Origin of the sequence: Nitrosospira sp. Nl5, from assembly GCF_900102495.1 — a bacterium.
Lineage (GTDB): Bacteria > Pseudomonadota > Gammaproteobacteria > Burkholderiales > Nitrosomonadaceae > Nitrosospira.
This window is the reverse complement of record NZ_FMVQ01000018.1, coordinates 11,888-38,062: the sequence shown is the minus strand read 5'-3', so window position 1 is coordinate 38,062 and position 26,175 is coordinate 11,888. Positions and strand designations below refer to the sequence as shown.

Sequence of the window (26,175 nt, the reverse complement as noted above, 5' to 3'; positions counted from 1 at the left end):
CTGCTCTCGCGACGTTTCCAAGCTATCGTTCCGCTAATAATGGATTATCTGCAACGCGTGATCACGTTGGCCGGCGGCACGGCTTCCTTCAGCACCACCCGCCGGTTTGCTGCGCTCGCCCTGTGTGGCATGGTCATCGACGTCCTGCTGTTCCAGTGGCTCATGAGCCGTGGCGCGGGACTCGCGCTGGCGCACATCATGAGCTTCTGCGCCGGCGCCACAGTGAATTACTGGCTTAATTCGAGGGTGCCCCCCCATGTAGACTATCTACGGTGGCGTCAACTAGGCCGTTTCCTGACAATGAGCATATTCGCCTTGTTCATGCGCGGCGGCGTGCTGGCCTTGCTGGTTTATGACTGGCATCTGTCCCCTTCCTTGGCCATATTTCCCGCTATTGCCGCCACGGTCGCCATCAGCTATCTCGGCTCCGCCTTCTACGTATTCCCTGGCAAGCAGAATCCGCCGTCGGCAGATGTGCGCTGGCGGGTCGCCTCTCTCGGCATCGTGACATTTGCGGTGCTGCTGCGCCTGATTTACCTCGGCCAGGCGCAGCTGATTCCCGATGAGGCCTACTACTGGAATTATGCCCAGCACATGGAACTGAGTTTCTACGATCACCCACCGATGGTGGCATGGCTGATCTGGCTGGGCACCGCGATCTTCGGCAATACGGAGTTCGGCGTTCGCATCGGCGCTTTCATTTGCGGCCTGATAACGATGGGCTACCTGTACGCGCTGGCATGCAACCTGTATGACAAGACGACCGGCATGCGCGCAGTGCTGCTGCTGGCCGTACTACCGTTTTATTTTTCCACCGGCATGGTGATGACCACGGATGCGCCGCTGGTAGCCGCTTGGGCTGCAACGCTGTATTACATGGAACGGGCATTAATCGCTGATCAACGTTCGGCCTGGGCGGGAATGGGTATCGCATTCGGCCTGGGCATCCTTTCCAAGTATACGCTGGGCCTGCTGGGACCGGCGGCGCTGTTGTTTGTGATCCTGGACCCCGCCTCCCGCCGCTGGCTGCGCCGTCCGCATGCATATCTCGCCGCCACACTTGCCCTGCTGTTGTTTTCCCCCGTTATCATCTGGAATATGGAAAACAACTGGGCGTCGATTATGTTTCAGTCAAACCGGGTCAAGGGAGGGGATGAGGATCAATTCGCGGTGCACCAGTTATTTCTTCATCTTATGGTCCTGTTGACGCCGGTGGGCTTGCTTGCCGCAGTCATGGCGATGTGGCCGGGTGCCGAACGTGACGACAGTGCTTATGCGCGCAGGCGGCGCCTATTCGTACGGGTGTTCGCCGGCGTGCCGCTGGCAGTGTTCTTCGTTCTCAGTATTTCCGAGTCACAGCGGTTTCACTGGACTGGGCCTGCATGGCTTGCACTGCTGCCGACAGTGGCGTGGCTGATGGGCCAGGCAGGTGATTTCGGCACCCTGGCACGCCGTGTGAGAGCGGCCTGGAAACCCACCATTGCAGTTTGCATCTTTCTCTACGCATTCGTACTGCACTATGTAGTGCTCGGCATCCCCGGCATCCCATATAAATTTTTGTCGGAACACTATTTCTGGCGCGAGGCCACAAGCGAAATCGAGCAGGTGGTAGCGGAGGTTCGACAACGGACCGGGCAAGAACCCATTGTGGTAGGCATGAGTAAATGGTCGGTAGCTGCCGCCTTGTCCTTTTACAACCGCCGTGAACCGATGGAGATACGCTCGCGCAATTTATTTGGCGACACGGCTGCCATGTATGACTTCTGGTATCCATCGGAACCACCCACGTCCCGGCCAATCATCCTGGTGGGCATGAGGAAGCATGAGGTCGCACGCACCCGAAGAATTCATGACATCGACCGGATGCTGGTGCAACCCGGCCCGATACGGGAACAGGTAGCCACGCGCGATGGCAATCCGCTGCGGCGGGTGTATTACCGCATTGCACAGGGGTACTTGGGTAAAGATCCTTAATTTTCCGCCAGAAAGCGGAGCTTATGCATCGGACGCCCTTGCCCTGTCATCTTCCGGCCTATATTTCACAGATATTCCCGAACATATTACATATGACGATACGCCATTGCTGGTTGCCAATTAGCTTGGGGTAGCGGGTATATCAGCGCATTACGCCACGGCGCAACAGCTGCCAAGAAACTTTAAAACCCCATAGCACCGGATGTCGCCGCAGCATGGGCGTCACCTCAACGCGTACGCCAGTATGGCGTTCGATCTTCCAGGCGGCATAACTGATGCTGTCGCTGAAGGTGAATGCCGCTTTTGTCAGCCGTAGCACAGACAGGACTGTTCCCTGCCAGCGCCGTAATCGCCAGCGCAGCCTCGCTCGCCGACGGTCCGACACGTCGGTCAGGCACCGATAGCGTCCGTCGGGCAGCATCTCCAGCATTCCTGCCAAGGCAGGCATAGCATGCTCGGTCAACCGTGTGTAATCATCCAGATTGATCTGAGCAAGCTGTTGCGCCCGCGTTGCACGTTCGGGCCGCAGTTCGGCCGCATAGGTCTGCGTCAAGCCATTGATCCAGATTGCTTCGGCATCCACCACGAACGCGTTCAGCATGGGAAGGCTGGACCTGAGAAATGTCACTACCGCGTGTGCCAGCGCATTGTAAATATACTTGCGGACGGTCTCGTCCCGCGCGTAAAGCAACCGGGAAGGTTGAGCAAAGCGTGCCCATAGATACGGGTGGAACCAGCGCCGGGTTCCCTGCGCAAAGTCTGCCATTGAGACTACGGCGTATTTGGCGCGGAACTTTTTTTCCTGGTTATTTTCCTCCGGGGATACTTCAAGATAAAACACATTTGGCGCCAGCCACGCATTAAGGTAACCAAGATAGCGCTCCGGGTAAGCTCTACTGTAGCTGTTCACGATAGCGTAAAAATCTACCACTCCATCACCGATCTCGTGAGAGCGCAGACAGGATCCATAAAGAAGAACGGCCTCCAGCGATGAGCCGAAGCGTAATTTCAATGCTTCAACCAGAACCAGAAAATCCTCAGACACCGGCCTTGAACTCAGCGCAGCAATCTCAGCGACCAAGCCGCTGGGGATGTGTTGATCAAATGTTGAGGCATGGTTTGTCATGACTATGTGCTTACCTACCAGCTCCCAGAAAGATAATTGGACCGGCTGCTGTGATACGCAATGGCCCATCCTGGCTTGACGCCCGGTAGGATTCGCCGTCGACGATGTAATCGTCATCTATCAACAGCTCCAGCGCTCCGGTATTGCAGCTATGATAACCGTCCTGTTCTTTGAGGGTTTCCGCGTGGCCTGTAAGTAGTGCCAATAACGAGCGTAAGGGACGCTTCGGTTTCTGCCGGACGAATGTTATATGCAGCGGTTCCTTCTCCTGTCCCCAGTATGGACGCATGCCAAACAGCAGGCGATCCAGGGTACTGGCGAAAAGAAACGCATACGTCCCATGACGCACTCCGGTATTCCTCTCGATAATTGACATACGAACGGGCGCCCATGCGCCGTCCCGACGCCCGAAAATCAAGCCGACGAGGTAGCCAAATGTAATAATACCCGAATAAATTTCTCCGGTAATACGCAGCTGTTTTATCTTGCTCTGAGAAAATATCACGGCGCGGGCAATAAATCCGACACCAAAAAACATCCCGTAAACCTTTGCCGCCCCGGCTTGTTCAATACATAGCACATGGCGCTGTAAAAATACGGGGGGTATCTGCTTCAGCAGATACCCCTTCAATTGCTGCAGGATAAATTCCGGTTTACCGCAGATGCCCAGATCAAGCGCCGTCATGTTGGTTGTACCACCCGGGACAACAGTTAGCACAGGCCACCTGGCGAGAGGTTGTGTTGCAAACAAGTGACACAATACGCCTTGTACGGTACCATCCCCGCCAACAATTACCAGCAAATCAATATCTGCCTGTATAAAGGCATCCACCGAAGCTTTAATCTCCGGTGCATTCGTTACTTCACTGCAGGTTGCGCCCGGCAGCCCGGCAAGTACACGCCTTATTGCATCCTTGCGCTTGCGAATACGCCCGCTGAGAGGATTGAAAAGCAATCCGATCACGGGCGCCCCAGACCGCAATCTATCAATCCGTGAATTTTCTATCATTTATCCTGATCGCTAAAGGTGCAAAAATACGAACGGCCAGTTTCCCTTCGTCCCGCCCAGGAACAATCTCCTCAAACCATGATCGTAGGGGCCCCTCGGATCGCCGTGCTTGCCAACCCATCATTACCCGGATAGCAAGAAAGATGGTTGAGAGCAGATGCCATACAATTACCAGCCAGAGTCCGATGTCCGGTCTGGCTATAAGCCAGCCGAATGTCAACAGGATCAGGTTAGGATTACGCCGGGCGGTAACGAGCCGGTTAAATGAATCCAGGGGACGCCAGATAAAAATGTCAAATGATGCGATCCAGAACTGGAAAACTCCTTCACACAATCTGCCGCCAACGTAGCCGATAAGTATCAGCCAGAATATCATCGGCAAGTCGGATACATTCACTAATGCCGGTACTGTCAGCCCTACACCCCAAGCCATATACCATAGTGGCGGATGAATAATATCCAGGCCGTGATCGAGCACATCTCCAAAACGGCTTGAGGTGACAGTTACTCGGGCCAACTTTCCGTCGACCGTATCCATGAAGGTCATTAGCCATCCCGCCACCAGGCCCATCCCGTAATGACCATACCAGAAGGCTACCCCAGCCAGCACCGCAAACACAAGGCTGAGCAGCGTAACCTGGTTTGGCCGTATACCACAGCCTACACAAGCGCGTACCGCCCAGAATGCGGGTATGGGCCAGAGCCATTTTGTCACGAGATCGGTCACGCCTTTGTATGATCGGGCAAATAATTCCCACTCCAGTCGCCGGCAGCTATCTCTGCTGATAAGCAATATGTAGGGCAGATCTCTTTTCTTGAGATTTTGTTGAACGCCCAGCAGACTCAAGTCTTTTAGCGTATAACGAGGCAGGGCAGAGAAAGCCTCTCCCTTTCCCCCATCCATGAAATTCGCCAGCACATGGGCTCTATCTCCATCCGTAATCCGGATTGCGACTAATTGGCCATCGTCACTGCTGAGCCCGAGGTTCGTTTGCGTGTTAACCAGCGCCACCAGTACCCTTGCATCGAACAAATAGTCAGCCCGTAAAAATAATGCTGGCGCGTGCGCCGGAATCTGCTCGGGACTATTCACCAGCCTGGTCTGCGCCATTGCCTCTAGCATCCGTTGCAGTCGCTTACGTCCGCTCAGGCCCCAGATGTTCGTCTCGCTATCTCCGAGGATATAAATGTAGGTTGTCACTTGGATATTCCGCGTCGTTTGTCTGTGTCCGGATTTGAAATCATTGGAAGGCCTGCTATGTTCGTAGTGGCTGGTTGTCATGCGGGGACATACAGATCGAAATATATGCCGTATCACTGCCACGGCAATACCGCTATCCGGAACGAGCGCCGAATCCTTCTACGCTAATGGGAAATAATAAGCAAGCGGCTAAAAAACCCGCCGCAACCAGAAATTAGCAAGCGCAATCAACAGTAGCCCGGGAAAAAGAGCGGTTAACGCAGGATTTAAATGCAGCAATAGGCCCGCATTTGCGATAACCTGGTCAAATAGATATACGCTGATACCGAGCATTGATGCAAGTACCAGTTTATTGCCAAGTCCTGCCCGTACCGATCCGAAAACAAAGGGTATGGAAAGCAATAACATCGCGATGGTTGTCAACGCCCCCCCCACCTTTCGCCATAAAGCCAGCGCATAGGCGTCCGCCTCTTGACCGGTGGCGCGAAGGAAACGTACATGCAAAAACAACTCAATGGGCGAAAGGCTCTCCGGTGACTTAGTCAGTGTCGAAATATCGTCTGGATTCAGAAATGATTTCCAATTCATCGAGCTTGTACTTACGGACTCGATGCGCTTTTCCGTAAAGGTCTTGGTAATGACATCACTTAATTTCCATAGATCATCTGCTATGAGATCAGCATATTTAGCATAGGTATAGGTCAGCAGGAGACCGTTCTCATCAAAATGCATGACTTCTATATCTGCGGCCTTTTTTGCATGCAGCATTTCACCGATACGTATGATATTCCGTTCATCCCGGGTCCAGATACCCAGGTGCTTGCCAAGTGTCGCGCTCTTGTCAAGCGCGACGGCGCGGGACGAAATGGCTCTCTGCTGAAGTTGTGGAGCAATAAATTGTTCCAGCACAGCAATGAACAATAAGAGAATCAGTCCCACCCCAAGTGGGGCCAAGCTAATGCGAATTGGAGAAACACCCGCCACCCGTAATGCGGTCAGCTCTGAATTAACAGCCAATCGTCCCAGTGCCGCTACATTGCCGAGTAGCGCAATAAAGGGTGCAAGTTGGACAAACCTGCGTGGCAGCAGTAGTGCGGTATGCAAGAACGCATCCTGAATGCGATAAGTCCCTTTTCCCACATCGTCAAGCTGATCCAGCAAGTCGAGAAAGCTGAATAACGGCAAGAGTACCGCGGTAGCGATGCCCAGCCCCATTAAAACCTGCAGGGCAAGGTAGCGGTTAATTATCGTCATGGACGCCGGGATAGTTTCTGCCAGAAACCGGATGACAACAAGCTAATCGCGACCATGAACATCAAGACATATAACCACCAGACACCAGGAACTCTGCCGACAGTACCTTGCTCCACCCATGTCTGGGCTAATCCGCTCAGGATATAATAGATCGCAAAAACCAGGGCTGCGGCATAATAAGTCTTCTCACCCTTGTCCTGGCGGGGTGAAGCTCGGCTGAATGGCACGGCGATTAGCGCCAGCAGAATCGTAGCAATCGGACGTGAGACCCGCCATTGGAATTCGGCAATGTCACGTGGGTGATCGGATCTTCCCAAGTCCATGGTAGCAGCCGCCTTGCGTTTGTAATCCAATGCGTTGCCGCTATCGGTGAAATAGATCAGTTTTTCGAACCGGACAACGGTATCTCCCGTTGTGGAATGCATGAGCCGGTAACTAACGCCATCAAGTAAATGTATTTGCGGGCGTTCAGCGGCCACCGGCTCCCGCTGGTGAGCTTCCTTGGCGATAATGATCTCGCTGCTATCGCCTTTGTTGATGTAATGAAACACATCTTTCATCTGCTTGCCAGCGCTATCCTTGTCTTGAATATAGACCACTCTGCCGCTGCCCTCGCTTCCATAGAAACGCCCCGCCTGGAATCGATTCATATTTAATTCAGCTTCTGCCTGCGCATTCAGAATATAACTTTCTTCATAGGCCCACGGACGTGCGAAGACAGAAAGTACACCGCTGATAATGCCCACGGGGATGGCAACGATGAGCACCGCATAGGTGATGCGGTGTTCGCTGACCCCGGCAGAACGTAATACGTTAATTTCCTGGTCCCTGTGCAATCGACCAAGACCTATGATGATAGCGACATAGAGGGCGATCGGCATCAGCACCTCCAGCGCAATCAAAGTTTTCAGCAACACGAGCTTCAGCATCGCGGCAATGCCAAGCGATTCTGTGACTGCCCCTGCCAGAAAGCGGGCGCTGCTAAAACTCGAGAACAATGCCGCCAGGATAACGATTACCACCATAAACGGCAGCAATAACTCACGCGTGATATATCGTTCTATTATTTTCACAGATTCTTCCTGGCGGCTTGATGATGGGACGATCTTTACGCTAAGAGAGCAAGTCGCGCAAATCCGTTTCTTCGCGAGCAAGCGGCACAACTCCTGCCAGGACGGATTCCACCAGCAGCATATCCTCGACCTTATCAACATCAACGCCTGCCTGGGGATAAGGCAGAAATACCGGCTGCACTCTGATACCAGTTTTGGCCGAGACGGCATTGAGCGCCCGGTCGAGTGTCAGCGATCCAAGCAAATAGGAAAGAACAGCCATCGGGCCAAATATCTGCGCAATCAATAGCCATGGACGTTTGCGCAACTCTTCCGCGCGCTGCCAGAACGAAACCAGACCGCGGCCGCGATTATTAAGAAATGCATAAAGATTGCAGCCGCAGACACCTCCATCGCGCAGCCGTATTACGGTCCGTTTTACGCCGGGGAATGCCGCTGCGACATCTTCATATTTAACTACCCCCACTGTGGCGTCGCTGTCTGCCTTTTGCGTTTCGCACAAAAAATACTGCACAATCGATGCCGTCAATAACGCATGATCCGCCGTCGTCAGTAATACCGGAGCGTTCTTATCAATGCGCGAGAGGCCGCTATTGGCACTGCGACTGGGGGAATCGAGATTCGGCAGCCACGTAACACGGCCGCACTCGATCCGCTTTTCCAGCTCCGGGCAATCGGGAAGCGCGGACTCGGGTGGCCCGCACACTACAATCGTCTTAACCATCCCGCTGGCTTCCAGCGCATCCAGAACACGTATAATCATTGGCGTTCCACAGATCGGCGCAATCGCCTTGCAGGCCATACCGGTCTTCACGGCAACCGGGTCATTAGCTGTACGGTCCGCCGCCAGCACCAGGGCGGTAAATTGACTCGTCTTATCCATTCAAATTTGGCTCATTGTCCTTATCGTCGTTGTTATCCTGTCTGCCAATGGACAGGTCACAGCGTTTTTCCATATATCCGATAGCGCTTGTATTGTCTGCACCCTATACTATCAAGAATTCCGCGCATTGCTTTGTTATCGTCAAGTATCCATGACAATTCAACTGCACGGACCCCTCGTGAGAGCCCTAATTGCCGGGGGGCATCGATTACCATGAAAGCCAGCGCTATACCGAGCGGCGTATTCTGGAATTGCTTGCGTACCCCCATCAACGGTATCCGCCCCGTACGAACTCCCCTGGACTTAAGGCGCCTCACCAGGCGAACCCAGCCAAATGGGAATAGCCGGCCGTTAAGCTCGGCGAAGATCTCATTGAGATTGGGCAATCCCACCATAAATGCCGCCGGGATTCCATCAACCTCGGCAATCTGGATAAAGTCATCGGGCACGAGCAGACGAAGGCTAGTACCAAGCTCGGCAAACTCGGCCTCGGTGAAAGGAACGAAGCCCCAATTCTCCGACCAGGCATCATTGAATATGTCACGCAGAATCTCCATCTCTTCGCCAAATTTGTTGCGGCTTAGCCGCCTTACCCGTACCTGGCCGGCAAATTTCTTGAGTAGAACACTCATCACCCGGGGGGTCTCAAAGTCTACCTCCACCCAATAGGCAAGTAGATCCTTCAGCGGCTGATAGCCTTGCTGTTCGAGCAACCGGCCATACCATTTACGTGAATGGGGCATCATCACCATCGGCGGCGTATCAAAACCGTCCACCAGGATACCGCACTCCTGATTGATGGATAAGTTGAAAGGCCCGCTGACATACCTGGTATGCCGGTCGGCCAGCCACGCCTCGGCGGCATGGATAAGCGTTGCGAGTACCTTAATGTCATCTATGCATTCCAGCAAGCCAAAATGGCCGGTATCCGTACCGTAGCGTTGCCGGTGCAGCTGATCAATTTGAGCACTGATCCTTCCGACCGGCTGCTTATTCCGGTAAGCAACCCATGCCTGCCATTCTCCGTGCTTGAAGAATGGATTAAATCTGGAAAAATGCAGGCGCCGCTCCAGGCGCAGCGGCGGTATCCACATCGGATCATCTGCATAGATCCGCCACGGGATATCGATAAAGACGCCCATTTCACGGAAATTCGTGACCGGGTGCAGAGTGACTACCGTCGATATTGGTTGATCAGACTTATCATTCATCAGGAAACGCGAGCAACCGCGCTGGAATTTTTATTTTTGAAAAAATAGTGTCCGGGCAAAACCGGCCCGCTATCGGAAGGGATCTGTCAGGACTCCATTACCAGTGATGGCTAGCCGTCTTTGCGTTTTATCCGGTATGCTCTCATCCCCTGTCTAGCTGGATCGCTTGAAATCGATTACGCTAATATTGCCCGGACAGCGGTTTAGCCATTACTAAAGCAAATAAAGCACTTCGTGTCGACGACCCTTTTGCTCTGCTGATAGCATTTGCCAAAGTACAGGTGCTAGCAAACGTGGGTAAATTCAATGACCGTGATGACGTGTGATAGTATAATCGCCGGTTTTCGATAAGGCGTATCTCAGCAACCCGATTGTTACACGGAAGCAAGCTTCGAGCGATATCATTGCCGTAGTCATTTCGTGTCAATAATTTATAAAATAATTGCCAATTTTACCATTCTGGCATTTGAGATATCATTTATTGTAACAACGGAGCGTAGCTGGCCAGAACGGAAAGTACACAGAGCAATACCCGTTGGCGCTCCTCGTCTCAACTCTTCAAATGAAGACTTACGTTTTCTTTTAGAAGCGGGAGATACCAGTTATCCGTCGAAAGCAATGAGCGCTTTCGTTGCAGGATTGCGGCACAAATTGGACAGCTGTCTGATTAATCCAGTTCTGGTAATGCTGAGCATGACTAGATGCGCTGGCGAAAAGAAAGGCAAAAACAGCAATTAAAATTTCCTTAGCGATACTTTATAAAGAAAAGGTTGACTATTAATGGACAGTCCTGAATATTCCCTATTAATTTCTCTTGCCCTTATCCCGGTCGTCTTCATGCTGCAAATGTGGGTGAGGCAACGTCGGCTCCGCCGCCGTAACGAGGCTGGGCAACAGGAATTCGACAGCCTCAGTTCAACACTCATATCGGCGATTGCCGAAGGAGTAGCCGTGATCTCCAGTTTAGTACTCATTATCTGGATCATGGGAGCGGTATTGAAGTACCTGTTTCCTGTCATATTTAATGCCCAGTGAATCAGGATTTTCACGGCCGGCAAAACAGGATGAGAAAACAAAGCAAACAACTTCTTTGTCGTTCTTAATAGACCATGCCTAGTACGGGTTTTCCGAAGAATTGCGAATGCCTGCCAGTGTGCTTCCGATCCTTTATGATGAATCCTAACTGTGTATGCGGGTAGTTGTCACGGGAATGGGGGTTGTTTCTCCCATTGGCACAGGCACTGACCAGTTCTGGGCAGCGGCTATCAATGGTATCAGCGGGATCCAAAAAATCAGATGTTTTGATGCATCAAGTCAGCGCTCCCAAATAGCGGGAGAGATTACCGGATTTGATCCCAATACCTTTTTGTCGGCTAAATATATAGACCAAACGGATAGATTTACACAACTAGCGCTGCTGGCTACCCATCTCGCTCTTGAAGATGCGGGTGGACTCGACGCGTACGCACCGCAATGCTTGGCGGTAAGTATAGGATCGGGGATGGGTGGATTTGCGACCTTTGAGTCCTCGGCCGCGCGCAAGTTCCGGAATCAGTCAATCCCTCCCTTCACCGTACCTCGAACGATGGCAAATTCCGCAGCGGCCTGGATAGCAATCAAACATCGACTGAAGGGGGTGAACCTGACCTGCAGCACCGCATGCTCTTCCGGAGCCAATGCGATCGGCATGGCGCTCGACCTTTTGCGGGCAGGGAGAGCGGATGCCGTGATTGCCGGCGGTGCGGAAGCATGCGTATTGCCGCTGACCATGACTGGGTTTGAAGCATTGCATGCTTTAACCACCAGCTTTAATACTGAGCCAGCACGGGCATCGCGGCCTTTTGCCAAGGGTCGCGACGGCTTCGTAATGTCGGAAGGCGCGGGCATGCTTATCCTGGAGAAGGAAGAAGGGGCAAAACAACGCGGAGCGAAAATATATGCCCGGCTCGCTGGCTATGGACAAACATGTGACGCCACACATATCGTCATGCCGGACATGGATGGGCAGGTAGCGGCGATGCATGCAGCCATCCGCGATGCCGGGATGGAACCGGATTCAATCGATCACATCAATGCGCATGCAACATCGACTCCCCTTGGTGATATCGTGGAAACTCGCGCTATTAAAGCTCTTTTTGGAGACCGGGCTCGGGATATTGCAATCAACGCCACCAAGTCAATGATCGGACATACGGTCGGGGCGTCGGCTGCAATCGGCAGTATCGCCACCATCATGGCACTGCATACCGGCACGATACATCCCACTATCAATCTTGACGAGGCTGATCCGGAGTGTGATCTCGATTACACGCCAAACCACGCCCGGCAGAAGCAGCCACGGAATGCCCTGTGTAACGCTTTTGGATTTGGCGGCAACAATGCAAGCATCGTTTTCACAACCCCTTGAATGAAGGAAGGAGATGATATGGATACAGCAGATATCGAAACAAAAGTTATACAATTTATCGCCACGAAAGTTGAAAACCTGGATGCTTCCACAATCAGTGCATCGTCAAAGTTCGACGAGCTCGGCCTTGACTCTATGGATACGATTCAGCTTTTGTTTGATGCGGAAGATGCTTTTGGCATTAATTTTGAGGGGGAAGAAGCCAAAGGATTTCGCTGCGTCGGAGATATCGTTTCCTACATTGAAAAACATCAGATGTCGGCACCCCTCACCAAGAATGAGGGACAGGCATAGAATTGCAATCGCTAAAATTACAGCGAATCGAACGGTAAGGACCGCCTCTACCCGATGACTATGGGTTTACCCATTATATGCTGGCGCTAATAGTTCTTGACGACCGATGGCTTGGGTTTTGGTTTCATAATCCTGGTTCCGGCTGTTCCTGCTGTCGTTTTCTTCTTTATTTCTCTCGGCTCAAACTCAAAACCCACTTTTCCTTCCGCGTCTACCACCAGATAGGCTGAAAACGGCCTTCCCTTCTTGGATATGAATTTTGGCAGCAAATCGGTTTTGCCGGTGTGTAACAGCTTCGCAATTTGTTCGCATTCAATAGGACGCGTAAGAATTATTTTTCCGATTTTAAAATTGCAGGTACGCGCCGCGCCGACGGCTTTCTCGCATATGTAACTCATCCCATGATCGAATACCCTGCTGCCACAGCGGGGACACTTTCCCAACGATTCCTGTCCGGAGAAGTCTATATTTTCTATGCCTTCTTCGCTATCTCCACCAAAATCGAATTTCATTTCAAATTCGTCGGTGAGCTTGATGTTGGCGTTGAATAGTCGTCCCATCTTGCTACGAAAACCCTGTAGCGGACCAACCTCGCCGCGGGTAATCAATTGTTCCATTTCCGCCGTTTCAAATTGCCGTCCGGCGAGTATCTTCCATAATGCAAAATCGCATTTTTGACACTGAAATTTTTTGTAAGTCTCCTGAACTACGCTGCCGCATTTCGGGCACGGAGACTTAAGGGTGGAAAAATCGCCGCTTATGGTTTCGCCACGGTGGCTTTTCGCCTGCTCTACGATATGGCTTGTCATGCCGGCAATTTCTTCCATGAACTTATTACGTTCGAGTTTGCCCTGCTCGATCTGGCGCAGTTTGAATTCCCAGTCACCAGTCAATTCCGGTGAGGTGAGCTCAGGCACTTTCAATCCACGCAATAATGTAATCAGCGAAAATGCTTTTGCAGTAGGATGCAATTCCCGCCCCACTCGCTGCATGTAATTTTCGAATACAAGACCTTCGATGATCGAGGCCCGGGTAGCGGGTGTACCCAGTCCCTTCGCGCTCATGGCTTCCCGCAGATCCTCATCTTCCACCAGCTTACCCGCGCCTTCCATGGCTGATAGCAATGTCGCTTCATTGAACCTGGCCGGTGGCCGGGTCTGGTTGGCAACAACTTTAACTTCTTCGGCAAGAACCAGCTCGCCCGGATTTACCGCGACCAGGGTAGAGTTATCATCCGCGCTCTCGACATGAACCTCCTTACCGTAAACCGTTTGCCACCCGGGATTAACCATGACTTTACCCTCGGTTTTAAACGGCTCGTTCTCGACGCGAGTGATTCGAGTCGTAACAAGAAATTCGGCGGCGGGATAAAATATCGCTAGAAAACGCTTGGTAACAAGATCATAAAGTTTCGCTTCCGCGTCATTCAGCCCCTTGGGTTCAAGCGAAGTCGGGATAATGGCAAAATGGTCGGAAATCTTCGCATTATTAAATATCCGCTTGTTGGGCCTGACCCAGCCTGCTTTGAGAATCTGCTTGGCGAATTGATCATAGCGAGTCTTTTCCAATGCGCTCAAGGAATCCTTAACGGTAGCAATATAATCTTCCGGCAGCGCGCGTGAGTCAGTTCGCGGATAAGTCAGCGCCTTATGTTTCTCGTACAACGCCTGGGCCAAGCCAAGCGTTGTTTTGGCAGAGAAACCAAAGCGCCCGTTGGCATCGCGCTGCAGGCTGGTGAGGTCGTACAGCAATGGGCAGATTTCCGTGGTGGGCTTGCTTTCCTCGCTGACGATACCGGATTTATTCTGGCATTTACCGCGGATAGCCTCGGCATTTTTCTGATCCCACAATCGCTCGGCCTTTTGTTCACCATCCTTTTTGTCTTTGGAAAATTTTTCGTCGAACCAGCGCCCGTTATAGTTGCCTGCTTTGGCAGCAAACGTACCATGCACCTCCCAGTAGCTACGAGGGACAAATTTCCTGATTGTATCTTCGCGTTCAATCAGGATGGCCAACGTCGGCGTTTGCACCCGCCCTACAGTAGTCTTGTGGAAACCACCTTCCTGCGAATTGAACGCGGTCATGGCACGCGTGCCGTTTATGCCCACAAGCCAGTCGGCTTCCGAACGGCTTACAGCCGCTTCCGCCAGCGGTTGCACAGCGGTATCGTCAAGCAATTTTGTAAAACCCTCGCGGATGGAGGCGGGCGTCATCGATTGCAGCCAAAGCCGCTTTACCGGTTTTCCGGTTCCCACGTGGCGTACAATGTAACGAAAAATCAATTCGCCTTCACGCCCCGCGTCACAGGCATTAATAAGAGAATCAACATCCTTGCGTTTGATGAGCTTGGTTAAAAGTTTCAAACGGGACTCGGTTTTCTCGATGGGATCGAGATCAAAGTAAGGCGGAATTATCGGTAGATTGGAAAAACTCCACTTCCCGCGTTTGACTTCATATTGCTCGGGTACCGCCAACTCCAGCAAATGGCCAACGGCTGATGACAATACATACTGATCACTCTCAAAATAATCTGGATGCTTGGTGAAACCGCCTAATACCCGCGCAATATCGGCGGCGACAGAAGGCTTCTCGGCAATGATTAAAGTTTTACCCATGAAACTCCTGTGAAGGTCTGAGGACTATCAGTAGCGACTCGAAAAGGATGGAGTGTACCTCCGATTACTACAACCAAAGTACATAATGATTGGAACCCGCCAATTGCGGTGCTCTTGTTCTGTATCGTCGCGGTTCAAGCGCCTTTTCAGAATTAACACGGATAGCAAAGGAACGCAGACAATTGCGACGATAACTACCGAACCCGCTGGTAGCGCCCCCCCGGAAGGCTGGCGACTACGCCATCCAGTTCAAACGTCAGTAGCATCGCCGATACCGTTTCTGCCGTCAAGCCGCTACGGATGCACAATGTATCGATATTGGTGATGTCATAACCTAGCTGCTTCAGCAGCAACGGCTCTTCCCCCACCGGTTCCTCGGCATCGGTGGTACGTCGCTCAGGCTGGCACCCCAACTCATCCAGAATATCCTCTACGCTCTCCACCAGTTTCGCTCCTTGTTTAATAAGAGCGTGACAGCCCTTGGATAGCGGGGAGTGAATCGAACCGGGAATGGCGAATACCTCCCGCCCCTGCTCCAACGCCTGTCGTGCGGTAATAAGAGATCCGCTTTGCAATGCGGCTTCCACCACCAGGCAGCCCCGGCTCATGCCGCTGATAATGCGGTTACGGCGTGGAAAGTTGCTACCAACAGCGGGAGTACCTAATGGAAACTCGGAAATAAGCGCGCCCTTTTCCGCCAGTTCATGAGCAAGATCACGATTACGTGCCGGATAAACGATATCCAGTCCGGTTCCCAATACAGCGATGCTGGCTGCAATACCGCGCAAGCCCCCGCAATGGGCAGCAGTATCCACCCCAAGCGCCAAGCCGCTGATAACGCAAAGTCCCGCGTTGCTTGCAGCTTCGGCAAAAGCTTCAGCGTTGGAAAGACCTTGAGGTGTAGCATTGCGGCTACCCACAATGGCAAGCATCGGCGAGCTCAGCAGCGCACGTTTTCCCTTGAGATAGAGAAGCGGAGGGGGATCCGGAATGTTGAGCAGCAGTGACGAATAATCAGGGTCGGCCAGCGTGATGATCGAATTTGCCGGGTCTTTCAGCCATTCGAGCGTGGCGGCAATTCGTTTTTTTTCCGCTCCCTTAAGAATACTGTATGCCACCTTCTTTCTCACCACGCGCTCTAGCGAAGCTGCATTTGCGGAAAGAATTTCAGCAGGACTGCCGAAAGCAACCAGCAGTCGTCGTATCGATTCGTCACCCAGACCATTAATCAAGCCAAGTGCGAGCCAGGATTCGATGTCCTGAATTGGCTTCATTTTCGAGTTAACCTATGAATGGGACGGTTCCGGCATTGCAGCCGTAGCGCAAGGGGACAGTCTATTTTGCATTACGGAAGAACAGTTGATTTCCGAGAAAACGTGAGATAAAGCTACTCAACGCATCTTAACGCACGATGCTGGTGATCAGCATATTCTGAAATGCATATTAGGGAATCTCCTGCAAGGTGGAAAACAAGGCGCTTGTCAAAATCGGGATATAATAAAGTGTGGGGAGCAAGATTGCGTGGGAATCATTCCGACTACTAACAAAAGAAACCACGGAATAACGGGAATGAGGAACCACGATGATATGATTCAAATTCTGCATTTAGATTGTTAAATGTGCAAGTCTTTTTATGGCGCTTCTGAAGATATTACAATACCCTGATGAACGCCTTCATACGGTAGCAGACCGGGTATCGGAGGTGACTGACGAAACTCGTGCCCTGGTGCAAGATATGGCGGAAACAATGTACGCCGCACCCGGAATTGGCTTGGCGGCAACCCAGGTTGATGTGCATCAGCGCGTAATCGTCGTTGACATCTCCAATACCCATAGCCAGTTGCACGTGTTGATCAATCCGGAAATCACCGCCCGCAGCGGCGAGTCCGACTGCGAAGAAGGCTGCCTATCTGTTCCGGGAATATTCGGAAAAGTGCAACGCGCCGAGCGAATTACGGTTGAGGCATGGGATCGGGACGGCAGACCCTTTGTACTCGATGCCGATGGCTTGCTGGCAGTGTGCATTCAGCACGAAATGGATCATTTGGTAGGCAAGGTATTTGTCGAGTACTGGTCGCAGATGAAGCAATCACGTATTCGAACGAGGTTGAAAAAGCAAATGCGCAGGTAATGTGACAATAGTCTTTTGTGACATACAGCTGCATTGTTCCCAACGCTTTGAATAGACGCTTTCGAGCAGGTTCTCCGCAGCGGAGCACCGGTAGCGGGGCTGAGAGGACTGTGTTTACGCCTCTATGGACGCCCCCGTCCCCGCTTTTAGCGGTCGTACCTTCCCGCGGAAGGCATTGCTCAGCCCTACGCGGCCGTAATCCCGTCGTTGCGCCTCGTCCTGCGCCATAAACACAGCGCCTTCCATCTCTTTCCATCTCTTTCCATCTCTTCCAACTGTCGGATTCAGACCAACCCGCGCTCAACATGAAAATTATTTTTGCAGGTACCCCATCATTTTCCGTCCCCGCGCTTGAAGCTCTGGCAGATGCCGGACATGAGATTGCATTGGTTCTGACCCAGCCCGACCGTCCTGCCGGACGCGGCATGAGAACGGCGGAAAGCGCCGTTAAGTCGCTTGCGCAAAAACGAAAATTCTCCTTGTCGCAGCCGTATTCCCTCAAGCAAGCCGAGTTGCGTACGCAACTGGAAGCCATTGATGCGGATATCATGGTGGTCGCGGCGTATGGACTGATCCTACCCTCGACTGTTTTGAATATTCCACGCCTTGGTTGTCTTAATATTCATGCTTCGTTACTGCCGCGCTGGCGGGGCGCTGCGCCAATCCAGCGGGCAATATTGGCGGGTGATCGGGAAACCGGAATCACGATCATGCAGATGGACCAAGGTCTGGATACTGGCGCGATCCTGTTGCAGCGAAGTATTGCAATCGCACAAGATGATACCGCTCAAACTCTGCATGACAAACTCGCCTTGCTGGGAGCGCTTTGCATTGTGGAAGCATTAACAGGTATACAACAAGGGAAAATTTCCGCAACTCCCCAAAATGAAGCTGCCGCGAGGTACGCGCCTAAACTGGAAAAAGAGGAAGCGGAGATTGACTGGCGGTGCAGCGCAGAGAGCATCAGCCGGGCGGTGCGCGCATTCAACCCCCGGCCTGGCGCGCATTCCCGGGTACGCGGAATCTCTATGAAAGTATGGCAGGCTAGCGTAGCTGCGGATGTTGCTGACAGGCCGGGGGAGATTGTTGCGACAAGGCGCGATGGCATTGTGGTCGGGTGCGGAAATGGCTCTCTCGTACTGGAAATCGTGCAAAAATCCGGTGGTAAAAAATTAACCGCGGCCCAATTTCTTTCGGGACATTCATTGCAACCGGGCGACTGCTTTCAACCAAAATACCGGAATGATTAAAACACAACGTGTAGCCGCCGCAACGGTAGGTAAAGTACTGGCTGGCGCGAGCCTGACAGCGGTGTTGCAGGACTACTGGCGTACCCATGCCGATCTTTCCGGCCAGCAGCGCGGAGCGATCCAGGATTTAAGCTACGGTGTGCTGCGTTTTTATGGCCAACTCGACGCGTTGCTGGCATTGCTGCTGAATAAGCCGCTATGGGACCAAAATCTACGTTGTTTATTATTGGTTGGCTTGTATCAACTGGGATACAGCAAAACTTCGGTGCATGCGGTTGTGGATAATGCCGTATCCGCTTCTCTCGGTTTGAAGGGTAGCAAGGGTGCGCAAGGGCTGGTCAATGCGATTTTGCGCAACTTCATACGCCAACGCGCAACCCTGCTGGAACGGGCGGCTGAGAGCGAAGTGGGACGTTACTCCCATCCACAATGGTGGATAGACAAACTCCGTACACAATATCCGCAAAGCTATCAGGCTGTGCTGGAGGCCAGCAATCAACACCCGCCTATGACGCTAAGGGTCAATCGTCGCAAAGTCTGCGTGAGTGAATACCGGAAATGGCTCAATCAAAACGGTATGAATGCCCAGCTATTATGGAACGATGCGCTCGAACTGGCGTGTCCGGTGCCGGTGGAAAAACTACCTGGATTTGCCGAGGGATTGGTATCAGTACAGGATGCAGGTGCGCAATTGGCTGCACCATTGTTGGATGCACAAGATGGCATGCGGGTATTGGATGCTTGCGCTGCTCCTGGAGGTAAAAGCGCGCATCTACTGGAACTGGCGGATGTGGAACTGACTGCGCTCGACAACGATACCACGCGGATTATACGCATAACACAAAACTTCTCGCGGCTGGATCTTAGGTCTCATCGCGTCGTTCAAGGCAATGCGGTCCAACCTGCGGGATGGTGGGACGGCCGGCAATTTGACCGCATTTTAGCCGATGTACCCTGCTCTGCATCGGGAGTGGTGTGCCGTCATCCCGATATAAAATGGCTAAGGCGCGAAAGCGACCTTTCCCGATTTGCCGCACAGCAGCGGGAAATCCTCGACGCTCTATGGCAGATGCTGACCAGAGATGGTAAATTGCTTTACGTCACCTGTTCGGTTTTCGCCGAGGAAAATAAACGACAGGTGGAAGAATTTTTACGCCATCATCCGGATGCCCGTCTGCTGCCTCTTTCCCTGGTTGAAACAATTGACGGGCAACTGTTACCGAATTCCCACCATGACGGTTTCTTTTATGCCCTGCTGCACAAAGCCTGATTCCTTCGCGCGGGGGTTACGCGCGGCTGCGAGAGTACTGCTGACAGCGGCACTGCTACTGGGTGGTACCGCCACCGCGGAAGGCATACAGATTAAGTCTGTTGTAATAGAGGCAGTGGATGGGGGCTATCAGTTTGACGCTGATTTCGACATCGCGCTCAACTTCAAGCTGGAGCGTGCACTCGAAAAAGGCATCGTACTTTATTTTGTAACGGAACTTAACCTGATGAACGCGCGTTGGTACTGGTTCGACGAGAGGGTTGCGCACAGCCGGGTGAGGGAAGGGTTGAGCTATTACGCGCTTACCCGCCAATACCGTTTAAGCCGTGGGACATTGTCGCAGAACTTCGCCACACTGAATGAGGCATTACAGGCCCTGGGCCGAGTGCGTGATCGTCCTATTATCGCAAGTTCCGAGCTGAAACAAGATACGGAATACACCGTGGAAATGCGTATGCGACTTGATATATCGGCGTTACCTAAACCATTCCAGGTAGAGACACTTGGCTCCAGGGAGTGGGATCTGAGCTCTGGCATCCTGCAATGGGCCACAAGGTTGCCATTGCAAAAGCTCCAAGACAATACCAAGCCGTGAAATACGTCATTATCATTGGCGCCGGCCTAGGTGCGGTCATGCTATTTCTGCTCGCGACGGCGGGTGCAGATACCGGACTTTTTGAGCGAAAATACCGGCTCCTCATCCGGCTCAATATCGGTCTGGTGCTGTTTCTCATGGCAGTGGTGGGATATTTGCTATGGAGACTCAGGCGCAGACTCAAAGCGGGCGTATTCGGCTCCCGACTGGCGTTACGCCTATTGCTGATCTTCTCGCTGATGGCCATTCTTCCAGGTGCGCTAGTGTATGGGGTATCGGTACAGTTCCTCGGGAAAAGCATTGAGTCGTGGTTTGATGTCAAAGTAGACCGGGCGCTTGAGGGGGGCTTAAACCTGGGACGCAGCATCCTCGATAATCTGCTGGACGAGCTGCGCATCAAAGCCCAGACCGCCGCACTGACGCTATCTGAGCATTCCGCTGCACCGGTGCCGGCGCTAAACCAATTGCTGGACCAATCACAGATACAGGAAGCCGCACTATTTAATCAGGAAGGCCAGGTCATCGCTTTTTCCGGCGCCAATGACACCGAGTTGTTCACAGAAACATTGAATCCGGCGGTAATGCGCCAGATAAGGACGGAGAAAGCTTACAGTGCCGTTGAATCGATTCCCGGCAGGGGCCTGTATTTAAGGGTGATAACGTCGATCGACGTGCTCGGCAAGGAAGGAGATGCTCCTGTCTTGCAATTATTGCAGCCGGTACCGAAGCAACTCACCGAAGATGCGGAAATAGTGCAGGCAGCCTATCGCGATTATCAGGAATTGCTGCTATCGCGCGAAGGATTGAAAGGTCTCTATGGCGTGACGCTTACACTCACGCTGCTGCTCTCCCTTTTCTCCGCTTTGGCTGCGGCGTTCCTTATCAGTGAGCGGCTGAGCGCGCCCTTGGGCATGCTGGCGGAAGGCACCCGCGCCGTTGCTCAAGGTGATTTTAGCAGACGCCATCCGGTGCAAAGCCGGGACGAGATGGGAGTGTTGACCGAATCTTTTAATCTCATGACCCAGCAACTTGAGGAAGCCCGTGTGACGGCTCAGCGCAACCAGCAGGAAGTGGAGAGTGCCAGAGCATATCTCGAAAACATATTGGCCAACCTCTCATCCGGCGTCCTGGTATTCGACGAAAATTTATGCTTACGCACGGCGAACCTTAGCGCAGAACAAATTCTGCAGGTTCCGCTGATGGGTCTCGAAGGATTGACCATTGAAGAATGTGCAGTTCGCGAACCGCAATTGAGCTCTTTCAAAACTGAAATTCTCGAGGGATTTCATTCGGGAAAGAGGGGCGAATGGCAATGCCAGGTAGAACGTTCGAGAGATGGTACCGATCAGGTGCTGCTGCTACGCGGAACACGCCTGCCGCCAGTCTCAGGCGGAGGCGGTGTGGTGGTGTTTGATGACATTACCGGTTTATTGCAGGTACAGCGCACTGCTGCGTGGGGCGAAGTAGCGCGCCGCCTGGCGCATGAAATCAAGAATCCTCTGACACCGATACAACTTTCGGCGGAGCGCATGCAGCACAAGCTCGCTGAGAAACTGAATGTTCAAGATGCGCAAATCTTGCGGCGCTCCACCGAGACTATCGTCAATCAGGTGGCGGCCCTTAAAAAAATGGTCAACGAGTTCAGTGAATATGCGCGGGCACCTGAACTGGAATTTCATCCGCTGGATTTCAATGGGCTGGTGCGGGAAGTACTCACGTTATACGAGGCGGCTAGCGTAACAGTACCTGGCTATCCGCAACCACACATTTATTTGGCCTTGGCTTCAGATTTGCCGGCGGTGAAAGGGGACTCCGCGCGATTACGCCAGGTTATCCACAATCTCCTGCAAAATGCCCAAGATACACTGATAGGGGTGGCGGAACCCGCTATCATGGTACGAACCGAGACTGCGCCGGGCGGAGTACGGTTTAGCGTGAGTGATAATGGCGGGGGGTTTCCTGAACAGGTCAGAGCGCGAGTGTTCGAGCCTTACGTTACCACCAAGTCCAAGGGGACAGGGTTAGGACTTCCGATCGTCAAAAAAATAGTCGAAGAACACAACGGATCGATTCAGATAGAAAATATCCGGCCTCACGGGGCACGAATTTCAATTACCCTGCCAACCGCGGCAAGGGACAACACGGCGATCGATCGCGAAGCCATATGATGACCGCTTTAAGAATTTATATTCCGGAATTTATATTCCGCTGCCTGGAAGCGCCCACTCCGATACACTCTTATCGGCGCTCATTGACAGGCATTTCCCCAAGTCATGAAGGATTTTACGCTTGAATATGAGTAACAATACAATCCTTGTCGTTGATGACGAAATTGGCATCCGTGAGCTATTGTCCGAAATCTTGCGTGATGAAGGCTATCACGTGGCACTTGCGGAAAATGCTGGGCAGGCCCGCAATTGGCGAAAACAGACGCGACCCGATCTTGTACTCCTGGATATCTGGATGCCGGATACCGATGGCATTACGCTCCTGAAAGAGTGGGCAAGCGGCGGCCTGCTCACCATGCCAGTAGTCATGATGTCTGGCCACGGCACCATAGATACCGCGGTGGAAGCGACGCGTATGGGCGCATCAGGTTACCTGGAAAAACCTATTCCGCTACAAAAGCTGTTGAGTACGGTGGGACGCGCGTTGCGCGGAGGACAAGTCAGGCCGCCCGCGATCCTTCCACTTGCCAGCCTGGGCAGGGGGCCGTTGATCGTCGATCTGAAAAAACGGCTGGAACAGGTAAGCAACCTGAGAACGCCGCTCCTCCTCACCGGCGAACCAGGTACCGGCGTGGACCTGTGCGCACGCTTTCTACATCGCCCTAACACCCCCTGGGTGGAGCCGGATACCCTCGCCGCTCTGACGAATGCCCCGTTTGATTTGCTGGAACGGGCAAAGGGCGGAGTGTTATTTCTGAAGGAGATCGGTGATCTCAACAGACTGGCGCAAAAAGGATTATTGCTGCTGCTGGGCAAACTGGAAAAATATAGCGTGCGACTCGTGGTTGCCACATCAATGCCGCTCGCCGGATTGACGGCGCAAGGCGTCTATGATCCTAGACTATATGAAGTTTTGAGCGGCCTCTGCATCAACGTTCCCGCATTGAGGGAACACCGTGAAGACATCCCTGAACTCGCCAGCCAGATACTCTCACGCTTTATCGAATCGGGTGAAGTACCTCTGCGGCAATTCAGCACGGCAGCACTAAATGTCTTGCGAAACCAGGACTGGCCCGGAAACCTTGCGCAGCTCACTGGCGCGGTTCACTCCCTGGCGCTGACCTGCGCGGCCGATGAAATATCAGCCGAGGATGTGAAGCAAATATTAGCTTCTTCATCGCCGGCGCAAGCGGTTGCGGGCGTCCCGCTGAATATTCCGTTACGCGAGGCGCGTGACATGTTTGAAAAAACTTATTTTGAACAGCTCATTGATCAGGAAAGTGGCAATATGACGCGGGTGGCGGAGCGAGCCGGGCTGGAACGCACACATCTTTACCGCAAACTCAAGCTGCTGGGCATCAAGCTGCGGAATCACTGATACCCCTAAAGAAGTTTTTCAATATTCTCCCTCGAAAAAATTATCGGAATCATACGAGTTGGGGATACGCTATCGGGACGATATGTATGATGGTTACGTCTCGGAATTCTCTCCAATTCCATTTAATCTGGCGCAATTCAGGTTTGTCATAGTTGTCTGACATCGTATCTTAAGCGATAATAAGGCTTTGCCGACCCGCACCGCTACCCGGGTTAGGGGGCGGTGTTTTTATTTGCGATATATTCGTTGAACAAGGGAGCTTGTGTCCATGGGAACATTTAGAGATTTTGACGCGCCGGTGTTCAAGAACCTGACCAGCGCTATCCGCGCGCTGGCTATGGACGCTGTTCAAAAAGCCAATTCTGGTCACCCCGGCATGCCCATGGGTATGGCGGAGATAGCCGAGGTATTATGGATTCATCATTTACGCCACAATCCTGCCAATCCCAAGTGGGTTGATCGCGATCGGTTCGTGCTGTCCAACGGGCATGGCTCGATGCTGATTTATGCCTTGCTGCACCTTACCGGCTATGACTTGCCGATGGAGGAAATCAAGCGCTTCCGCCAGCTTCATTCCAAGACGCCCGGCCACCCTGAGTACGGTTATACACCGGGAGTGGAAACCACCACCGGCCCTCTGGGACAAGGCCTTGCCAACGCCGTGGGCATGGCGCTGGCGGAACAAATACTTGCCGCGGATTTCAATCGTCCCGGCTTTGATATTGTCAATCACTACACTTATGTGTTTCTTGGCGATGGCTGTTTGATGGAAGGAATTTCACACGAAGCCTGCTCACTGGCGGGCACGCTGGGGCTGGGTAAGCTGATCTGTTTTTATGATGACAACGGAATTTCCATCGATGGTCACGTGGAAGGCTGGTTCACCGATGATACACCCAGGCGTTTCGAAGCTTACGGTTGGCATGTGGTCCCCAACGTCAACGGCCATGACCCTGTAGCTATCGAGGCAGCTATCGAAGCGGCCAAGCAGGCCAGCGGCAAACCGTCAATGATTTGCTGCAAAACCGTAATCGGCATGGGCTCTCCCAACAAGGCGGATACTCACGAAGTCCATGGTGCCGCCCTGGGAGACATGGAGATAGCCGCCGCGCGTCCGCATATCGGCTGGCATCATCTGCCATTCGAAATCCCCAATGATGTCTATGCAATGTGGGACGGCCGCTCAAAAGGCGAAAAACTGGAAACCGAATGGAACCGTAAGTTCGCGGAGTATGTCGAGAAATATCCCGCCGAGGCCGCCGAGTTCACGCGGCGCACATCGGGCGAGCTACCGGATGGCTGGCGCGAGCACGTGGATGGCTTGATTGGTCGTGTTGACGCCAAGCAGGAAACTATCGCCACCCGCAAAGCTTCGCAGAACGCCATTGAGGGCCTGGCACCGGCATTGCCCGAACTGATTGGTGGTTCCGCGGATCTGGCGGGCTCCAACCTCACCCTCTGGTCGGGGTCGAAGACTGTCAGCCGAGGGACCGGCGGCAATTATATTTATTACGGTGTACGTGAATTTGGCATGAGTGCCGTAATGAACGGATTATCGCTGCACGGCGGCATCATCCCTTACGGCGCTACTTTCCTTATGTTTTCGGAATATGCTCGCAATGCCCTGCGCATGTCGGCACTGATGAAAATCCGCAACCTGTTTGTGTTTACACACGATTCGATTGGCTTGGGTGAAGATGGACCGACACACCAACCGGTAGAACAGACAGCGACGTTACGTTATATTCCCAATATGGATGTATGGCGGCCCTGCGATACGGTGGAGTCGACAGTCGCCTGGGCACGCGCAATTGAGCGAAAGGATGGTCCTTCTACCCTGATTTTCAGCCGCCAGAATCTGCCCTTTCAGAAACGTGACGCCGCTACCATCAAACAGATCGATAAGGGTGGCTATATCCTGTCGGAGGCTGCGGACGGAAAACCACAGGCGATTATTATCGCGACCGGTTCTGAAGTCGGGCTGGCGATGCTCGCACAAAAGGCGCTGGCCGAAACAGGCGTGCGCGCGCGCGTAGTCTCGATGCCCTGCACGAGCCTGTTTGACCGCCAGGACCCCACCTATAAGGATAACGTCTTGCCGAAAGGCATAGGGCGGGTGGCGGTGGAAGCCGGCATTACCGATTACTGGCGCAAGTATGTGGGGCTCGAAGGCGCGGTGGTTGGCATGGATACATTTGGCGAATCGGCACCCGCCGGCGATTTATTCAAGCATTTTGGCTTCACCGTCGAGAATGTAATAAAAGCGGTGAATAGCGTTATCTGATTCAAGCATTCGCAACGCGGGCGGCGCCACGCAAATTTTCTTGCGCCGTTCG

At 52.8% G+C, this 26,175-nt stretch carries 20 protein-coding genes; 11 read left to right on the top strand and 9 right to left on the bottom strand.

What is annotated here, in order from left to right; all coding sequences use genetic code 11:
* The first annotated feature begins 39 nt into the window (after window positions 1-39).
* Window positions 40-1,974 carry a glycosyltransferase family 39 protein gene (locus BLP45_RS13450; RefSeq protein WP_371128759.1) on the top strand — a complete coding sequence of 645 codons (1,935 nt, stop codon included), beginning with the start codon at window positions 40-42 and terminating at the stop codon, window positions 1,972-1,974.
* A gap of 142 nt (window positions 1,975-2,116) precedes the next feature.
* On the opposite strand, the gene BLP45_RS13445 is transcribed toward BLP45_RS13450, so the two are convergent.
* From BLP45_RS13445 to BLP45_RS13415, 7 genes are all read right to left on the bottom strand, one after another.
* Window positions 2,117-3,100 (bottom strand): hypothetical protein, encoded by a 984-nt coding sequence (locus BLP45_RS13445; protein WP_090373003.1) that lies wholly within the window; start codon window positions 3,098-3,100, stop codon window positions 2,117-2,119.
* Between the two features lie 10 nt (window positions 3,101-3,110).
* Entirely contained in the window at window positions 3,111-4,064 is a 954-nt protein-coding gene (locus BLP45_RS13440; RefSeq protein WP_256327838.1) for a diacylglycerol/lipid kinase family protein, read from the bottom strand.
* 22 nt (window positions 4,065-4,086) lie between these two features.
* A complete protein-coding gene (locus BLP45_RS13435; protein WP_371128758.1) occupies window positions 4,087-5,310 on the bottom strand; it encodes a CDP-alcohol phosphatidyltransferase family protein in 1,224 nt (407 codons plus the stop codon).
* Between the two features lie 189 nt (window positions 5,311-5,499).
* Window positions 5,500-6,564: an LPS export ABC transporter permease LptG gene (gene lptG / locus BLP45_RS13430; RefSeq protein WP_090373001.1), complete on the bottom strand. Its 1,065-nt coding sequence runs from the start codon at window positions 6,562-6,564 to the stop codon at window positions 5,500-5,502.
* Window positions 6,561-7,637, bottom strand: a complete 1,077-nt coding sequence (gene lptF, locus BLP45_RS13425) for an LPS export ABC transporter permease LptF (RefSeq protein ID WP_090373000.1) — start codon at window positions 7,635-7,637, stop codon at window positions 6,561-6,563. Before lptF ends, lptG begins: the two co-directional genes overlap by 4 nt.
* Before the next feature lie 40 nt (window positions 7,638-7,677).
* Window positions 7,678-8,520, bottom strand: coding sequence for a nucleotidyltransferase family protein (locus tag BLP45_RS13420; RefSeq protein ID WP_090372999.1), 843 nt, complete (start codon window positions 8,518-8,520; stop codon window positions 7,678-7,680).
* 56 nt (window positions 8,521-8,576) lie between these two features.
* Window positions 8,577-9,731, bottom strand: coding sequence for an N-acetyltransferase (locus BLP45_RS13415; protein ID WP_090372998.1), 1,155 nt, complete (start codon window positions 9,729-9,731; stop codon window positions 8,577-8,579).
* Window positions 9,732-10,511: 780 nt separating this feature from the next.
* Here BLP45_RS13415 and BLP45_RS13405 point away from each other — a divergent pair.
* The 3 genes from BLP45_RS13405 (at window position 10,512) to BLP45_RS13395 (ending at window position 12,432) form a co-directional block, all read left to right on the top strand.
* Window positions 10,512-10,766 carry a hypothetical protein gene (locus tag BLP45_RS13405; RefSeq protein ID WP_090372996.1) on the top strand — a complete coding sequence of 85 codons (255 nt, stop codon included), beginning with the start codon at window positions 10,512-10,514 and terminating at the stop codon, window positions 10,764-10,766.
* Between the two features lie 154 nt (window positions 10,767-10,920).
* Window positions 10,921-12,138 carry a beta-ketoacyl-ACP synthase II gene (fabF, locus tag BLP45_RS13400; RefSeq protein ID WP_090372995.1) on the top strand — a complete coding sequence of 406 codons (1,218 nt, stop codon included), beginning with the start codon at window positions 10,921-10,923 and terminating at the stop codon, window positions 12,136-12,138.
* A gap of 18 nt (window positions 12,139-12,156) precedes the next feature.
* Window positions 12,157-12,432: an acyl carrier protein gene (locus BLP45_RS13395; RefSeq protein WP_090373012.1), complete on the top strand. Its 276-nt coding sequence runs from the start codon at window positions 12,157-12,159 to the stop codon at window positions 12,430-12,432.
* Window positions 12,433-12,518: 86 nt separating this feature from the next.
* On the opposite strand, the gene BLP45_RS13390 is transcribed toward BLP45_RS13395, so the two are convergent.
* Together BLP45_RS13390 and dprA are read right to left on the bottom strand one after the other, a co-directional pair.
* Entirely contained in the window at window positions 12,519-15,047 is a 2,529-nt protein-coding gene (locus tag BLP45_RS13390; RefSeq protein ID WP_090372994.1) for a DNA topoisomerase III, read from the bottom strand.
* A gap of 194 nt (window positions 15,048-15,241) precedes the next feature.
* A complete protein-coding gene (gene dprA, locus BLP45_RS13385) occupies window positions 15,242-16,321 on the bottom strand; it encodes a DNA-processing protein DprA (RefSeq protein ID WP_090372993.1) in 1,080 nt (359 codons plus the stop codon).
* A gap of 359 nt (window positions 16,322-16,680) precedes the next feature.
* Here dprA and def point away from each other — a divergent pair, with 359 nt between their 5' ends.
* From def to tkt, 7 genes are all read left to right on the top strand, one after another.
* The gene (gene def / locus BLP45_RS13380) at window positions 16,681-17,178 is read left to right on the top strand and encodes a peptide deformylase (RefSeq protein WP_090372992.1); all 498 of its coding nucleotides are present in this window, start codon (window positions 16,681-16,683) and stop codon (window positions 17,176-17,178) included.
* A 305-nt stretch (window positions 17,179-17,483) separates the two neighbouring features.
* The gene (fmt, locus tag BLP45_RS13375) at window positions 17,484-18,428 is read left to right on the top strand and encodes a methionyl-tRNA formyltransferase (protein ID WP_090372991.1); all 945 of its coding nucleotides are present in this window, start codon (window positions 17,484-17,486) and stop codon (window positions 18,426-18,428) included.
* Window positions 18,421-19,698, top strand: coding sequence for a 16S rRNA (cytosine(967)-C(5))-methyltransferase RsmB (gene rsmB / locus BLP45_RS13370; RefSeq protein WP_090372990.1), 1,278 nt, complete (start codon window positions 18,421-18,423; stop codon window positions 19,696-19,698). Before fmt ends, rsmB begins: the two co-directional genes overlap by 8 nt.
* Window positions 19,676-20,293, top strand: coding sequence for a DUF4390 domain-containing protein (locus BLP45_RS13365; RefSeq protein WP_090372989.1), 618 nt, complete (start codon window positions 19,676-19,678; stop codon window positions 20,291-20,293). The genes rsmB and BLP45_RS13365 overlap by 23 nt, the downstream gene beginning before the upstream one ends.
* Complete coding sequence (locus BLP45_RS13360) at window positions 20,242-22,461, top strand: sensor histidine kinase (protein ID WP_256327837.1); 2,220 nt, start codon at window positions 20,242-20,244, stop codon at window positions 22,459-22,461. The genes BLP45_RS13365 and BLP45_RS13360 overlap by 52 nt, the downstream gene beginning before the upstream one ends.
* A gap of 127 nt (window positions 22,462-22,588) precedes the next feature.
* A complete protein-coding gene (locus BLP45_RS13355; protein ID WP_090372988.1) occupies window positions 22,589-23,839 on the top strand; it encodes a sigma-54-dependent transcriptional regulator in 1,251 nt (416 codons plus the stop codon).
* A gap of 268 nt (window positions 23,840-24,107) precedes the next feature.
* The gene (gene tkt / locus BLP45_RS13350) at window positions 24,108-26,123 is read left to right on the top strand and encodes a transketolase (RefSeq protein ID WP_090372987.1); all 2,016 of its coding nucleotides are present in this window, start codon (window positions 24,108-24,110) and stop codon (window positions 26,121-26,123) included.
* The last annotated feature ends 52 nt before the right edge of the window (window positions 26,124-26,175 follow it).